Source organism: Actinophytocola sp. (assembly GCF_045807065.1).
In the GTDB taxonomy this organism is placed as follows: domain Bacteria; phylum Actinomycetota; class Actinomycetes; order Mycobacteriales; family Pseudonocardiaceae; genus Actinophytocola.
On sequence record NZ_JBJMIE010000638.1, the window covers coordinates 1 to 14,687 of the forward strand.

The 14,687-nt window shown below is 72.8% G+C and carries 11 protein-coding genes; 3 read left to right on the forward strand and 8 right to left on the reverse strand.

Going from position 1 to position 14,687, the window contains the following annotated elements; all coding sequences use genetic code 11:
- Positions 1-309 precede the first annotated feature (309 nt).
- The 3 genes from ACJ73U_RS37115 to ACJ73U_RS37125 all read right to left on the reverse strand — a co-directional run bounded on the left by ACJ73U_RS37115 (position 310) and on the right by ACJ73U_RS37125 (position 6,336).
- Positions 310-1,815 (reverse strand): right-handed parallel beta-helix repeat-containing protein, encoded by a 1,506-nt coding sequence (locus tag ACJ73U_RS37115; protein ID WP_407782437.1) that lies wholly within the window; start codon positions 1,813-1,815, stop codon positions 310-312.
- Positions 1,816-1,950: 135 nt separating this feature from the next.
- The gene (locus ACJ73U_RS37120; protein WP_407782438.1) at positions 1,951-4,599 is read right to left on the reverse strand and encodes a glycoside hydrolase family 97 catalytic domain-containing protein; all 2,649 of its coding nucleotides are present in this window, start codon (positions 4,597-4,599) and stop codon (positions 1,951-1,953) included.
- A 111-nt stretch (positions 4,600-4,710) separates the two neighbouring features.
- Positions 4,711-6,336 carry a glycoside hydrolase family 13 protein gene (locus tag ACJ73U_RS37125; RefSeq protein WP_407782439.1) on the reverse strand — a complete coding sequence of 542 codons (1,626 nt, stop codon included), beginning with the start codon at positions 6,334-6,336 and terminating at the stop codon, positions 4,711-4,713.
- A 105-nt stretch (positions 6,337-6,441) separates the two neighbouring features.
- Between ACJ73U_RS37125 and ACJ73U_RS37130 the strand changes: the two genes are divergently transcribed.
- A complete protein-coding gene (locus ACJ73U_RS37130; protein ID WP_407782440.1) occupies positions 6,442-7,254 on the forward strand; it encodes an alpha/beta hydrolase in 813 nt (270 codons plus the stop codon).
- Between the two features lie 126 nt (positions 7,255-7,380).
- Here the strand turns inward: ACJ73U_RS37130 and ACJ73U_RS37135 are convergent, their stop codons facing one another.
- On the reverse strand, positions 7,381-7,653 hold the full coding sequence (locus tag ACJ73U_RS37135; protein ID WP_407782441.1) for a DUF6295 family protein: 273 nt from the start codon (positions 7,651-7,653) through the stop codon (positions 7,381-7,383).
- An 11-nt stretch (positions 7,654-7,664) separates the two neighbouring features.
- Positions 7,665-8,405 carry a dienelactone hydrolase family protein gene (locus ACJ73U_RS37140; protein WP_407782442.1) on the reverse strand — a complete coding sequence of 247 codons (741 nt, stop codon included), beginning with the start codon at positions 8,403-8,405 and terminating at the stop codon, positions 7,665-7,667.
- A gap of 148 nt (positions 8,406-8,553) precedes the next feature.
- On the opposite strand from ACJ73U_RS37140, the gene ACJ73U_RS37145 reads away from it, so the two are divergent.
- On the forward strand, positions 8,554-10,209 hold the full coding sequence (locus ACJ73U_RS37145; protein WP_407782443.1) for a tannase/feruloyl esterase family alpha/beta hydrolase: 1,656 nt from the start codon (positions 8,554-8,556) through the stop codon (positions 10,207-10,209).
- 64 nt (positions 10,210-10,273) lie between these two features.
- Here the strand turns inward: ACJ73U_RS37145 and ACJ73U_RS37150 are convergent, their stop codons facing one another.
- From ACJ73U_RS37150 to ACJ73U_RS37160, 3 genes are all read right to left on the reverse strand, one after another.
- Positions 10,274-10,786, reverse strand: a complete 513-nt coding sequence (locus tag ACJ73U_RS37150) for a hypothetical protein (protein ID WP_407782444.1) — start codon at positions 10,784-10,786, stop codon at positions 10,274-10,276.
- Positions 10,787-11,554, reverse strand: a complete 768-nt coding sequence (locus tag ACJ73U_RS37155; RefSeq protein WP_407782445.1) for a MerR family transcriptional regulator — start codon at positions 11,552-11,554, stop codon at positions 10,787-10,789.
- Positions 11,555-11,691: 137 nt separating this feature from the next.
- Complete coding sequence (locus ACJ73U_RS37160) at positions 11,692-13,422, reverse strand: hypothetical protein (protein WP_407782446.1); 1,731 nt, start codon at positions 13,420-13,422, stop codon at positions 11,692-11,694.
- Between the two features lie 119 nt (positions 13,423-13,541).
- Here ACJ73U_RS37160 and ACJ73U_RS37165 point away from each other — a divergent pair, with 119 nt between their 5' ends.
- Positions 13,542-14,576, forward strand: a complete 1,035-nt coding sequence (locus ACJ73U_RS37165) for a hypothetical protein (protein WP_407782447.1) — start codon at positions 13,542-13,544, stop codon at positions 14,574-14,576.
- Positions 14,577-14,687: the final 111 nt, after the last annotated feature.

The following is a 14,687-nucleotide window of genomic DNA, read 5'->3' on the forward strand; positions in this document are numbered from 1 at the left end:
CGACGCGGCGCGCTCCGGGTCGCCGGCGGCCAGGGCGGCCGCCGGCGCGGTGCGTGCCTGGCCCTCGATCATGCGGTGGTCGGCATCGCGGGCCAGGGTCAGCGCCTGGGCCGCCAGGCGGACAGCGCCGCCATCCGCGGGGTGCCGCTGCCGATGGCGACCGCCGCCGTCAGGGCCTCCGCGTGGGCGATGGTCAGCGTGCGGTTGGGCCGAGCAGCCCGAACTCGACCTGGCGACAGCCTTTCACCAGCCCGAACCTACTCGGTCGGACTGGTGAAGGGCTGTCACGAGGGGGCGTTCCGGGTGTGGTCAGTCACCGCAGTCCGGGGAGTTGTCGAAGGTGCTGCAGGTGTCCTGGCCATAGGGGGCCGCCTGCCACTGCGCGATCGACAGCGAGCGGGACGGGTCGTGTGCCACGAAGGTCCACGGGCCGTAGTACTTGTTGTCGGACCAGTGGTTCTCCTGCGAGAAGGTGATCGCGTCGGCGACGGCCCAGGCCTTGTACGGGGACCAGTCGGGGTAGGTGCCGTAGTTCGACAGGACGGCCATCCGTCCGCACAGGGCGCGGCAGCCCGGGGTTTCCGAGTCGAACTCGAAGGTGTTGTCGCGCACCGAGACGCGCTTGGTCCGCCAGCGGCAGTCGTCGTACAGCGGCCGCTGCGCGATGTCCGGCGGAGCACAGGTCTGGACCGACGGGGCCAGGAGCGTGCAGGACTGGGACGAGGTGTTGGCCGGGCTGTCGCAGAAGCGGTCCGCGTTCTCCCACAACGTGATGCCCGACCAGTTGTCGGAGAACATGTTGCCCCGGATGTCGATCATGTCGGTCCGGGCGGGGACTCGCGGTTCGCCACCCGACTCGCTGATGTAGATGGCGGCCACCGGGAAGTTGTCGCCGAGTTCGGCGCGCCGCCTGCCGTAGGGCAACGCGTTGCGGCGGAAGGTGTTGCCGCTCACCACCAGGTTGTAGGACAGCTCGTAGAACAGGGCCTCCGAGTCGTTGTCCTCGATGATGTTGTCCTCGATGACGAAGTCGTTGTTGTTCGTGTCGGCCCAGATGCCGGCGCCGTGGTTGTGATGCACCCAGTTGCCGCGGATGTCCGCGCCGTCGACGGCCCAGAACTTCGCGCCGCCGCTGCAGCCGCAGCCCGGGACCTGGGTCTCCCAGTCGTCCGTGTTGTTCCCGGCGATCTCGTTGTCCTCGATGACCAGGTCGGCGAGGCCGCCGGGGCGGTAGGCGTTGATGCCGTACTGACCGTTGTCACGCAGACAGTTCCCGATGATGTGCTGGCCGTTCCCGGCCATCATCGCGGCGCCCCCGTTGTTCTCGATGGTGTTGTCCTCGATCACCCAGTTCGGTCCCGAGTCGTGGTTGACCACGCCCTGGTTCTGCGGGGCGACGAACCCGCGGATGGTGAGGCCCCGGATCACCACGTCGGCCGCCAGCTGGGTGAACGCCGCCTGGTTGATCCCGCCACCGTCCAGCACGGCGCCGGGCGCGCCGAGGTAGGTGTCGCCGTCCTTCGGGATCACCTGCCCGAACCGGTCCCGCACCAGCGTGTGCGTGCCCGGGCTCAGCCAGAACGTCGTGCCGGCGGGGCTCGTCCGGGTCAGGGCCGACAGGTCGGTGCCGGGGTCGACGACCACGGCGTCGGCGGGCGGCGCGGCCACACCCATGGTGCTGCCGCAGGCCCCGGAGACGGTTTCCTCCTCCGCCGCGGACGTCGCCGACGACTCGTTGACCTGCAGCACAACCAGGAAAATCGCCAATGGGGCCGCGATACGGGTCAACTGCCGCGAGCGGGTGAACTTGGTCATTTACCCTCCGGAATGCAGATTTCCTTTCGCACCAAGGAGGGTCGCCGGGCGGGTTGACAACGTTGCGGTCGGGCACACTATTTCTTCATGAATTTCCCGGAGGCCCGAAATAGGATGATTTCGCGATGGCCGTCGTCATGATCGGCAGTCGAGGCGGGCGTCGGCCCAGTCGGCGTGGTCGAAGTTCTTGCCGTCGCCGCCGTCGGTGACCCGCAGCGTCAGCATTCGGGCACCCGACACGTCCGCGGCGAGCGGTCGCGCGGGACCCGAGCGGACCACGCCGCTGTCGAAGACCACCGCGTCGTCGGCGAGCACCTGGAACACGACCGAGCCGGGCTGGGTGACCTCGTCGTCCACGCCGACCGCCGCCGTGACGGCCGTGCACCGCCCGCCCAGGTAGACCTGGAGCTCCGCGGGCGCGTGCGTGCCCAGGCCCTTCTCGTAGGGCACGCCGCCGATCGTGAGCGGGTTGCCGTCACCCGCGTCGGACTCGCCGACCGAGCTGTCCCGCTCCACCGGCCCCCAGCCGTTCGTCTCGCTCACGAACTCCAGGTCGCTCAGGTAGGGCGTGCCGGTCAGCGGGGGCGGTGGCACGAACACCCGCGCGGCCTCCTCGACGTGCACCCGCCGCGACCACAGCCCCGACGGCGCCCGGAACTCCGCGAACACCGGCACGTCGACGTACCCCTTGGACTGTCCCACGTGGACGGTCCAGCGGCCGGTGACCGACTCCCCCGCACCGAGACGCCCACGCGTGACCACCGGCCCGCGCACCGACCACCCGGCCGGGGCGGCCGCGGTGAGCCGGACGTCGGCGGCGACACCGGACGCGACCGTGAACGTGCCGGTCACCTCGAACGTCGAGCCCGCTTCGGCGTCCACCGCGGATGGTGTCACCGTTACCGACGACGCGGGCACCGCCGGCAGCGGCCGCGCACACGTCCCCCGGCAGAGGATCGCCGCGAAGCCGCCGTTGGCCGGGACGTCCACCGACAGGGTGTCTCCCGCGCGCACCCGCTGCCGCGACCACACCACGTCCCCGCGCTGGTCGGGCGAACCGTCGCGCACCAGCTCCACCGTCCACTCACCACCGCCGAGGAAACGCAGCGGCGCGGTCACCGCGCGGGCGGGGCCGGTGGAGATGGCGCCGAGGAACCAGCGGTCGCCGGCGCGCCGGGCCAGCACCGCACCGCTGCTGGGATGCCCTGCCACGTAACGGGTCTCGTCCCAGCCGGACGGCAGCTGGTCCAGGAACCGCAGCGCCTGCGGGTAGTGCTCGTAGGCCTCCGGCTTGTCGGCGAAGTGGGTCCACCCCGACTCGTACACCACGGGCAGCGCGATCTCGTGCGCGATCGTCGCCTCGTGCGTGCCCACGTCGAGCGAGACGGGGGTGTAGTCCATCGAGCCGACCACGTTGCGGGTGAACGCCTGCACCGGGTTGTTCGCCGCGGGCGGGGAGTTCTCCGCGCCACGCACGGCCTCCATGCTCATCAGGTGCGGCCACGTGCGGGCGAGGCCGTGCGGGATGGTCGAGCCGTGGAAGTTCACCATCAGGTGCAGCTGGGCGGTCTTGGCCAGCACCGCGTCGTACCACTGGTAGCGCGCCTGTGTGTCGGACTCCATGAAGTCGATCTTCACGCCGCGCACGCCCCAGCTCTTCACCAGCGGCAGCAGCGTGTTGCGCTCCTCCTCGGTGTCGAAGCGGGTCCAGTGGAACCACAGGATCACCTCGACGCCGCGGGCACGGGCGTAGCGGACCAGCGCCGGCACCCAGTCCGCGCTCCAGCCCTCGTCGACCAGCACCGCGGACCAGCCGTTGCGGGCGGCGAAGTCCACGTAGTCCTTCTGCCGCTCGAAGTCCGACGGGCTCGAGTGCTCCGACAACCACGACCACGCGACCTTGCCGGTGTGGATCCACGACGTGTCGGTGAACTTCGCCGGCGTCGCCAGGTCGTCGACGAGCGTGGACTCGGTGACGCGCGCCAGGTCCCCGACGATCGCGGTGCGCCACGGCGTGCTCCGGGCGGTGACCCGGTCGTCCGCGAGCACGACCCGGTAGGTGCTGGTGCCGGCGTCGTGCCGCAGCCTGCTGCCGGAGTACCGCCCGTCCACATCGGACTCGGTGAGGAGCGCGAACGCGTCGCCGACCTGGAACAGCGACGGGTTGCCGTAGTCGCCCGCGCCGGCGCCGCCGGCGGTGGTGGTGACCCGGTTGGCCTCGTAGTAGGAGTTGTACGGCAGCAGCCAGGCCGGCGCGGCGGCGGGGAGGGTGAACGCGGAGGCCTCGGTGGTGATCACCGCGTCCCGGGGCAGCTCGTAGCGGTAGGCGACCCCGTCCGGCGCGACCCGCACCACGACGTCCAGCCGCGCGCCACCGTCCGCGGTGAACGACAGGCGCCGCTCGGTCATCCTGGCCGTGCGGTCCCGGCGCTTGCCGGTGGTCATCGTGTAGTGCTCGACGACCGTGCGGCTCCTGGTGCCGGCGAAACGCAGCCCGTGGGACAGGTCGGCGCCCTCGGTGCGCAGGCCGAGCGGCGCGGGCGCGAGCACCTGCCGGCCGCGCCGGTCCACCTCGAGCGTGAGCCCACCGTCCGGGGCGAGGTTCACGTGCGCGGTCAGCTCCCGCCCCGGTCCGGTGACGGTCCAGTCCGCCGGCGACGCCGCGGTCGCGGGTGCGACCGGCGCGGCGTGGGCGACCGGCGCGGCGGGGACGAGCAGGGCGGCGCTGACCAGACCAGCGAGCGCGAGACGAGACGACATCGGCACCTCTACGCGTGTGAACATGACCGCTTCTGTGCGGTCCTGTTCAAGACGTACTGGAGATGTCAGTTCCAGACAAGACTTTCGCTGGAACCAGTCGAAAGTTGGTCTGAATGGCGCAAAAGTCGTCTGAGGCTAGCTCGCCAGCCACACCGCGGCGTCCGGTGGCAGCGTCGCGTTGTCGACCGGGGTGCTCGCCAGTAGGACCTCGCTGTGTTCCGGCAGCCGCCACGGGGTCGGGCCCAGGTTCACCGCGCACAGCAGGTCCGGGTTGCGGCGGAAGAGCAGTACCTCGGGTGGTGTGTCGGTGTCCAGCCAGGTCAGGTCGCCGTCGCCCAGGGACTTGTGCTGGTGGCGGATCCTCAGTGCTTCCCGGTAGAGGGTGAGCATCGACGCCGTGGCGGTCTGCTCCGCGGCGGCCGTCCGGTCGCGCCAGTGCGGGGGTTGGGGCAGCCACGGCTCGACCTCCGGTGCCGTGAAGCCGAACGGGGGCGTGCCGCCCTCCCACGGGATGGGGACGCGGCAGCCGTCCCGGCCGCGGACGGTGTGGCCGGAGCGGTGCCAGGTCGGGTCCCGCAGGAGGTCCGCCGGGAGGTCCTCGACCTCTTCCAGGCCCAGTTCCTCGCCCTGGTAGAGGTAGGCGCTGCCGGGGAGGGCGAGCATCAGCAGCAGCGCGGCGCGGGCGCGGCGGGTGCCCAGCGCGAGGTCGGCCGGTTCCAGCGGCTCGGTCAGCGGGCCGGCGCCCCGACTGTGTGGACGGCCGTAGCGGGTGACGTGCCGGGTGACGTCGTGGTTGGACAGGACCCACGTGGCGGGCGCGCCCACCGCGCCCAGTGCGGCGAGGTTGGCGTCGATCACCGTGCGGAACGACTCCGCGGACCAGTCGCAGCGCAGGAAGTCGAAGTTGAACGCCGTGTGCAGCTCGTCCGGGCGGACGTAGCGCGCCAGCCGGTCGGGCCGGTCCACCCACGCCTCCGCCACGAAGACCCTGTCCGGGCCGTACTCCTCGGTGATCCGCCGCCAGGCGCGGTAGATGTCGTGCACCTCGGGACGGTCCCAGTGCGGGTGGTCGCCGCGGTCCGGCGGTTCCACCAGGTCCTCGCGGCTGCCGCCCAGGTCGGGCAGGCCCTCGGCCTTGACCAGGCCGTGCGCCACGTCGATGCGGAAGCCGTCGACGCCGCGGTCCAGCCAGAAGCGGAGGATGTCCTCGAACTCCGCGCGCACCCGCGGGTCGCGCCAGTTCAGGTCCGGCTGCTCCGGGGCGAACAGGTGCAGGTACCACTCGCCGTCGGCGACCTGGGTCCAGGCAGGGCCGCCGAACACACTGCGCCAGTCGTTGGGCGGCTCGCCGGGGCCCCGTCCGGCGCGGAAGACGTAGCGGTCGCGCTCGGCGCTGCCCGGGCCGGCGTCGAGTGCCTCCCGGAACCACGGGTGCTGGTTGGACGTGTGGTTCGGCACCAGGTCGACGATGATCCGCATCCCGTTGCGGTGGACGTCGTCGATGAGCGCCTCGGCGTCGGCCAGCGTGCCGAACAGGGGGTCGATGTCCCGGTAGTCGGCCACGTCGTAGCCGCCGTCGGCCATGGGCGAGCGGTACCAGGGGGTCACCCAGATCGCGTCGACACCCAGTGCCCGCAGGTGGTCCAGTCTGGACCGGATGCCGGCGATGTCACCGACCCCGTCCCCCGTCCGGTCGGCGTAGCTGCGCACGTAGATCTCGTAGATGACGGCGTCGCGCCACCACTGGTCGTGAAGATCCATCCGAACCGGATTACCTCCGCAGCCGCGTCCCAAACGCGCCGACCCGATGGTGTCGAAGCTACCCGGCCGGGGTATTCGACTTCCGCGCGTGAAGGGAGTCGGGGCATGCCGCGTATCCAGGGTCTGCTGCGGCAGATCGAAATTCAGGAACAGACGCTCGTCGTGACGCTCGGCATGGTGCCGCGCCTGCTGCGGGACGCCGCCTGGCAGGTGAAGTCCGCCCAGGGCGCCGGGTTGGGTGTGCTGCTGGTGCCCGGGTTCGCCTGCGGCGACCGCACCCTCGCACTCACACACAGCTGGCTGCGTGCTCGCGGCTACCAACCCGCCGGCGCCGGGATCGGCCTGAACCTGGGCTGCACCACCAAACTGGTGGACCGCATCGAACGGCGGCTGGAGGAGCACGCCGAGCGGACCGGCCGCCGCGTCGTCCTCATCGGACAGAGCCGGGGCGGCTGGCTGGCCCGGTTGGCCGCCGCCCGCAGGCCGGACCTCGTGCGGGGGCTGGTGATGGCCGGCAGCGCGGTGCTCGACCCGCTCGGCGGCAGCGCGCACGCGGTGCGGGTAGCGCGTTTCCTCGCCCGCCTGTCCACTGTGGGCCTGCCCGGGTTGTTGAACGACGACTGCTTCACCGGTTCCTGCTACCGGACCAACTCCGCCTCCCTGATCGCCCCGCTGCCCGACGGTGTCCCGGCGCTGGCGGTGTACTCCCGCTCGGACAGGATCGCGCCGTGGCACCTGTGCCAGGACCCGTACGCCGAGTGCGTCGAGATCCGCAGCAGCCACACGGCGATGGCGCTGCACCCCGACTTCTACCGGGCGCTGGAACCACGCCTCGCGCGGTGGGCGGCCGCCGACCCGCGCGACCAACCGGCCGGGCGCACCTCGCTGGCGGAGAAGGAGCCGGTGCGCGTGCCGTAGCACGTGGTCGACGTCGACCTGAGCCTGCCGTCGCCGGACACACCCACGGCGGTGGTCCGCACCGCGGCGGCCCTGGACGCGAGATGCCGCCCGGACGGCCAGGCCGTCCGGGCGACGCCCGTGCCACTACTGGTTGGCCGAGGCCAGGCCCGGGGGCGCCGCGGCCAGTGCCGCGTTGATGGCGTCCACCAGGGCCCGCGCGCCCTCCTCCGTCAGCTCGACGGCCACCCGGGCGGCCGGACCGGCGGCCAGGTCGGAGAAGTCGATGTTGACGGTGTGCGCGTACGGCGCGTGCACCGGGTGGTCGACGTACACCTGCGCGCTGGTCAGGCCGAACCAGCCGGCCGCGCCCTTGCCGCTGCCGTCGATCGCGATGCGCTCGGTCTGGTAAGTGCACATGGCTCCCCCTCTCAGCTCAGCGTGCGGCCGAAGAAGTCGAAGATCTTCTGCCAGCCGTCCACCGCGGCCTCCGGCCGGTAGCTGGGGCGGTCCACCGCGAAGAACGCGTGGCCGGCACCGTCGTAGCTGTGGAACTCGTGCGGCTTGCCCAGCTTCGTCAGCTCGTCGTCGAGGGTGGCGACCTGCTCCGGGCCGGGGTACCTGTCGTCCTTGCCGAACAGGCCGAGCAGCGGGCAGGACAGCCCCGGCGCGAGGTGCAGGATCGGCGTCAAGGCCTTCGGCAGGCCCTCCGGGGCGTTCTCCACGATGAACGCGCCATAGCAGTCCACGGCGGCGTCCAACCGGAGCGAGCACGCCGACAGGAACGCGTGGCGGCCGCCGGAGCAGTGGCCGATCACGCCGATCCTGCCGTTCGCGCCGTCCAGCGCCCTCAGGTAGGTCGCGGCGCCGTCGACGTCACCCACCAGCCGCTCGTCCGGCACCCCGCCCCGCGCCCGCACGAACGCCGACGCGTCGTCCGGGCTCGCGCCGGGTGCCTCCCGCGCGTAGAGGTTCGGGCACAGGGCGGCGTAGCCGTGCGCCGCGAACGTGCGGACCATCTCCTTCGTGGCCTCGTCGTAGCCGGGCATGTGGTGGATCACGACCACGCCGCCGCGCGGGCCGCCGTCCAACGGGCGGGCCAGGTACGCCTCGATCTCGTCCCCGCCGTGTCCGGTCATGGTGACCGTTTCCGCCCTGATCGCGTCACTCATCGCGAAGTATCGCCTCCCGTAACGGTTGCGTCTGCCAGCACACCCTAGGCAATGCCGGACCCGTTGACCTCCTGGGCACACCGCCATAGCGTGGATCCGCCGCTGTGCGGACGTGTGTTCGCGCAGCGAACATCCACCGGGAGGCCCGATGTCGCGTCGCCTGCTCAAGATCGTGCCCGCCGCCGCCGTCCTCGCCGCGCTGCCGCTCGTGGCGGCGGCCGAGCCGGCCGAACCCGCCACCGGTGAGCCGCTCGCCGTCCAGCTGCCGGTCCTGACCCCGCGCGTCGAGTGCGGCGCGCTCGCCGGGGTGGACGTGTCGGCTCGGGTGGGGGCCGGCACCGGCATCACCTCGGCCGCGCCCGCCACCGCCGCGGCCGGGTACCCGGTCTGCGACGTCAAGGGCGTGATCGCCCCGCAGATCCAGTTCGAGGTACAACTGCCGACCCAGACCTACCGGCAGCGTTACCTGCAGACCGGCTGCGGCGGCCTGTGCGGCACGCTGGCGATCACCGTGGCGGGCGCGGCCGGCTGCCTGCCGGTGGCCGACGGCACGTTCGCCATGGCCTCGGACAACCAGGGCCACGTGGGCGGCGGCAGCGCGGACGGCAACTTCGGCGCGGACCCGCGGCTGCGCGTCGACTTCGCCGAGCGGGCCGACCACCTCACCGCGCTCGCGGCCAAGGCGCTGATCGCCGCGTTCTACGGCCAGGGCCCGCGGTTCTCCTACTTCGACGGCTGCTCGCAGGGCGGCCACGAGGGCCTGACCGAGGCGCAGCGGTACCCCCGCGACTTCGACGGCATCCTGGCCGGCGCGCCGGCGTCGGTCACCACGGAGCTGAACAGCTTCAACCAGCCGTGGCTCGCCCGGGTCGACTTCGACGCCGCCGGCCACGTGATCCTGCCGGCCGGCAAGCTGGGGCCGCTGCACGACGCGGTCATGGCCCGCTGCGACGGCCTCGACGGCCTGGTCGACGGCCAGCTCGACGATCCACGCGCCTGCGACCTCGACCCCGCGGCCCTCGCCTGCCCCGCCGCCGACTCCCCGACCTGCCTCACCGCCGCGCAGGTCGCGGTCGTGCGCGAGATCTACTCCGGCGCCGTCACCGGCCGCGGCGAGCACCTCTACCCCGGCGGCCAGCCCTACGGGTCCGAACTCGCCTGGGCCGGCTGGTTCGTCCCCACCGGCCCGGGCGCGCCGCAGAGCTCCACCACCGCCTGGCGCATCGGCAACGGCTGGGTCAAGTACCTGGCGTTCGAGGACAACCCGCCGATCTCGTTCACGCTCGACGACCTGGCGTTCGACCGGCCGACCTTCGACCGCGTGCGGCGGCTCGCCGGGCTGTACGACGCCATCGACCCGGACCTGACGGCGTTCCGCCAGGCCGGCGGGAAGCTGATCCTGTGGCACGGCTGGGCGGACCAGGCCATCCCGCCGACCGGCACCGTGGCCTACTACCAGGCCGTGCGGGACCGCATGGGCGGCCTGGCCGCCACCCAGCGGTTCGCCCGGCTGTTCATGTTCCCGGGCGTCCTGCACTGCGGCGGCGGCACCGCGCCGAACACCTTCGACCTGCTCACCCCGCTGCTGAACTGGGTGGAGAACCAGGCCGCGCCGACGAAGGTCGTCGCCGCGCGCGGCGAGAACGGCGCCGTCGTCCGCACCCGGCCGGTGTTCCCGTACCCGCTCGTCGCCCGGTACACGGGCACCGGCAGCGTCGACGACGCCGCCAACTTCACCGCCGCCCGGCCGCAACACCCGACGCGGGACCACTTCCCGTGGCTGGGCCGCTTCGAGCGACCGTGACGGTCGCTCGGCGGGGAACGCACGCGGCGCCACCAGCCGGGCCAGGTCGTCGCCTACGCGCGCCTCACACCGGGCGGACCGGCTGGCGGAGCACCACGCGTGGCGCCGGGTCGTCGAAGGGGGTCAGGTAGATCTCGTGGTGCGGGCCGTTGGCGACCAGCCCCTGCTCGGCCATGAACTCCGCCATCAGCTTCAGCGACACGTGTTCCTCGCTGAACGGGCCCTCGTGCGGCAGCTCGACGCACCGGCCCTCGGTGACCGTGGCCAGGCGGACCCGGTCAGCCGCCCGGCAGGCCCGGCGGACCTGTTCGCGGGCCCGCTCCACCGCGCCCTCCGCGGGCACCGACGCCAGCGGCAGCAGCATGTGCCAGCGCCACCGCTCGCGCGGCACCGCCAGGGCCGGCCGCTCGTCCTCCGCCCACCACTGCCCCGTCAGCGGTCCGTGCTCGGCGGCCAGCGCGGCGGCCACGGTGAACAGGGCCTGGACCGCGGTGACGTGCTCGGTGCCGCCGGGTTCTCCCATCCCGGTGACACTCAGGCAGGTGACCGGGCCGTTGTCGGTGATCGTCGGGGTCATTCATTCCTCCAGGGGAACCATCAGGTGGGTGACGAGCCGGTCCGGCTCGGTGGACGCGGGGTCGGACACGTAGACCTCGCGGACGGGGCCCCGCAGGGGATGGCCGCGCTCGGCGCACCACGCCAACACGGCGTGGGCGGTGAGCGAGATCTGGTCGTACGGGCCGACGTGCGTGGCGCACGCGAACGCACCGCCCGCCAGCACCTCGGCACCGACGCCGGCGTCGACCACGAGCGCGGCCCGCACGTCGAACCCGTCCTCGGCCAGCTCGACCGGGAACAGGCCGACCAGCCGCGGCGGGCCGGCCACGGGTCCCTCGCGCAGCACGCGGGCGATGGCCGTCGACGTCGCACGGCTCACGTCGGCGGGGCCGGCCGCGTGCTCGCGGGTGAGCACCACCGGGTGCGCCGGCTCGGTGACCACCCGCACCGGCACGGCCGGCAGGCCCTCGGCCATGATGCGTTCCAGTGCCGCCAGCGTTCGCCGCCGGCGCGCCAGCTCCGCCTCCTGCGTCTCGCGCACGCCGTCGAGCACGCCCGCCGCACCCGAGAGCACCGCGGCGACGACCGGGAGCGGCACGTCCAGCGAGCGCAGCAACCCGATCGACAGCGCCTGCCTTGCCTGGTCGCGCCGGTAGTAGCGATAGCCGGAGTCGACGTCCACGTGCGCCGGCACCAGCAGCCCCAGCTCGGCGTAGTGCCGCAGCTGCTTCACGCTCAGCCGGCTCAACCTGGCGAACTGCCCGATCGGCAGCAGGTCCGCGTCCACGGGGCACAGGATGAACTCTCCTACCGAGGGAGAGTCAACCGGTCGGTGTGGACGGTGCGGTCGAGCCCGTCGAGGGCCTCGTCGAATGTCATCCCCAGTGACAGGACATTCGAGTGAACCGCTCCAGCCGCGCCACGCTAGTTCTGGACCCGGGTCGTCTCGCCACCGCCTGTCGCCGAGAATTCGACTGTCTCCGCGTGGAAACCCTGCGCGGCGGAAGAGCTGACACGCGCCGTCACGGAGCCGGTCAGCGGCACCCGGCAGGCCGAGTCGTGGCTGGTCGGCCAGACCACCTGGCATTTCTGTGGCGGTGCGGCAGGTTGCCCGCCGCCGAACGTGACCCAGTGCGTGGCCACCGCGACGAGGACGAGGCCTGCCACCAGCAGCATGCCGAGCGCCTGGATGAGCTGGCGGGTGCGCTGGCGTCCGGTCCCGCGCTCCTGCTCGGAGCTGGCACCGAGGAACTCGCGTTCCGCCGGTGTCGACAGCAGCGGCCAGTCGGGATGCTCGGCGAGTGCCGTGGCCGCCGCGAGGCGGACCCCGCGGTACAGGGCGCCGGGGTCCCGGTCGTGGGACTCCCACACCAGGGCGGCAGCGGTGAGGTCGCGGTGGACGCGCAGGCTCTCGCGGTCCGCGGTGACCCACTCCCGCAGGCGCGGCCAGGCGGTGCTCAGCGACGCGTGCGCCAGTTCCACGGTCGACTCGGCGACCACCACGACCCGGGCGGCGGTCAGCGCCTCGACCACCGCCGCGGTCTCGGTTTCCTCGCCCGCGGCCAGCACCTCGGCCAGTGGGGCGCGCCGGCGCGGGTCGTGCTCGCCGGACACCAGCCGCAGCAGCACGCCGCGGGCCACCACCTGAGCGCGGGGTGCCAGCGCGGTGAAGGCGCGTTCGGCCATCGTGGCGATGGGGCCGGCCAGGCCGCCGGCGGCGCGGTACCCGTCGAGCGTCAGCCGGCCGTTCTCCCGCCGTCGCCACGTCTCCAGCAACGCGTGTGACAGCAACGACAACGCACCCGCCTGCCCGGGCACCTCGGTCAGCGCCACCGACACCAGGTCGGGGTCCACCCGCAGGCCGTGCCGCCTCGCCGGCTCCTCGATCACGCGGCGCAGGTCCTCGCCGTTCATCGGCTCGACGCGCACCTGTCCGGCACGCAGCACCGCGGCCAGGCCCGGCAGCCGCGCGCAGCGGTCGCGGAAGTCGGCGCGGCAGGCGAACACCACCCGTTTCCCGGACCCCGTCAGGGCGGCCGCGAACCGCTCCCGCTCGGCCTGGTCCACGCACAGCGTGAAGACCTCCTCGAACTGGTCCACCACCACCAGCTCGACCTCGTCCACGACCCGCTCCGCCCACTCCCGCGCCGGGAACGCGGTGGGGGTCAGCAGCACCGACCGCCACGGCGCGGCCGACACCAACCCGGCACGCAGCAACGACGACCTGCCGCCCCCCGACGGCCCGAACACGCCCACGACCCACTGCTTGCTCACGCGGTCCACCAGCTCGGCGACGAGCGCCTCCCGCCCGAAGAACCGCGCCGCGTCCTCGGGCTGGAAGGCCGCCAACCCCGGGTACGGCGGGGTGTCGGTGCCGACGCGTCCGGGGGCCACCTCGGCGGCGACGGCGCGCCACCGGTCCTCCCATGCCGCCACGTCCCCGTCGCAGGCCCTGACGTAGGCCAGGGCGACGGCCCGCGACGGGAACTGCTCGCCCCCGGCCGCTTCCGACAACGCGGTCGGCGAGAAATGCGCGCGCCGGGACAGCTGTCGGTAGCTCGGTGAGCCGGTCTTCTCCCGCAGCCGGCGCAACTCCCACGCGAACCGCTGCACCGAACCCGCTTCCGGGTCAAGCGGGCGCTCTGGTCTCCCCATCGGACATCCCCCTGTTTGATCCGCATTGGTTGTCCACCGCCCCGACTCCCTGCTGGACAACCCCATGAAGGTTAAGACTCGGAGGTGTGGCCGAGGTTCACCTCAACAAGGAGAAACGCATGGAAATGAAGCACAACCGCGGACCGCGGCGGCGCGCGGTGCTCGCCGCGGCACTGGGCGCCGGACTGCTCATGCCGATGACGCCCGCGCTGGCGGACGCGCAGGCCGGGACCGGGGACGCACGGGGCACCGGGGTGGTCTGCGGCATGGTGCCCCTACCGACGCCCGCCGGGGCGACCTCCTCGGTCAACGGAGGGGACCTGACCGGTCGTTACCTCGTCGGCCAGGTGGACTACCCGGACCGGCGGGTCGGCGCGGTGTGGCGGGACGGCCGGTACGCCGAGATCGACGCGTCGTCGATCTCGGGCGTCCAGGTCGACTACCGCGACGTCAACCGCTACGGCGTGGTGGTCGGCGAGCGCATGACCGACAACCAGAGCTTCCACACCGACGCGTTCATCTACCGCGACGGGAAGTTCACGTTCCTGCCGGCGCCGCGGGCCGGGGACTCGGTCCAGGCCATCGGGATCAACTCGCGGGGCGACGTCGTCGGCAACAGCTTCGGCAACGGCAACGGCTGGCTGCCGGTGGTGTGGCCCGCGGACCGGCCCGGCACCGTGCGCGCGCTGCCCCTGCCCGCCGGGCTCTCGACCGGCGCCCTCGCCTCGGGCATCGACGAGGACGGCTCCGTGGCCGGCATCCTGTCGCCGTACCCGCCCGGCACGCCCTACCTGTGGCCGGCCAAGGGCAAGCCGCACGCCCTGCCGGTGCCCGCGGGCAGCATCGGCGGCCAGGTGGCCGCCATCCAGGGAGGCATGGTCGCCGGCGACGTGTACGCGGCGGACGACGCGACCAGGCCGACGCTGTGGAACCTGGCCACCGGCGGCTTGACGATGCACGAGGCCGTGCGGTCCGGCTCGATCTCCGTGAACGCCAGGGGAACCATCGGCGGTGGGGGTGTGATCGTGCACGCCGACGGCCGCGTGTCGACGCTGGCCGCCGGGTCGTTCGTGAGCACGATCGCCGACACCGGGGTCGCCGCGGGCTCGACCGCCCAGTTCAACGGCCAGGCCGTGCGCTGGCTCGGCTGCTGACCGAGGGGTGCGGACCCGCCGGGCGGAGCACGCCCGGCGGGTCCACTCGTCAGCGCAGGGCGTAGGCCCGGATGACGGTCTGGTGCTGGGTGTTGCCGTCGGGGTCGCTGA

Bases quoted from the DNA above. Each gene is read 5' to 3' on its own strand.
- ACJ73U_RS37135 (WP_407782441.1), bottom strand. From the start codon at position 7,653: ATGTGCACTTACCAGACCGAGCGCATCGCGATCGACGGCAGCGGCAAG.
- ACJ73U_RS37125 (WP_407782439.1), bottom strand. From the start codon at position 6,336: ATGGATCTTCACGACCAGTGGTGGCGCGACGCCGTCATCTACGAGATC.
- ACJ73U_RS37120 (WP_407782438.1), bottom strand. From the start codon at position 4,599: ATGTTCACACGCGTAGAGGTGCCGATGTCGTCTCGTCTCGCGCTCGCT.
- ACJ73U_RS37140 (WP_407782442.1), bottom strand. From the start codon at position 8,405: ATGAGTGACGCGATCAGGGCGGAAACGGTCACCATGACCGGACACGGC.
- ACJ73U_RS37130 (WP_407782440.1), top strand. From the start codon at position 6,442: ATGCCGCGTATCCAGGGTCTGCTGCGGCAGATCGAAATTCAGGAACAG.
- ACJ73U_RS37165 (WP_407782447.1), top strand. From the start codon at position 13,542: ATGGAAATGAAGCACAACCGCGGACCGCGGCGGCGCGCGGTGCTCGCC.
- ACJ73U_RS37150 (WP_407782444.1), bottom strand. From the start codon at position 10,786: ATGACCCCGACGATCACCGACAACGGCCCGGTCACCTGCCTGAGTGTC.
- ACJ73U_RS37145 (WP_407782443.1), top strand. From the start codon at position 8,554: ATGTCGCGTCGCCTGCTCAAGATCGTGCCCGCCGCCGCCGTCCTCGCC.
- ACJ73U_RS37115 (WP_407782437.1), bottom strand. From the start codon at position 1,815: ATGACCAAGTTCACCCGCTCGCGGCAGTTGACCCGTATCGCGGCCCCA.
- ACJ73U_RS37160 (WP_407782446.1), bottom strand. From the start codon at position 13,422: ATGGGGAGACCAGAGCGCCCGCTTGACCCGGAAGCGGGTTCGGTGCAG.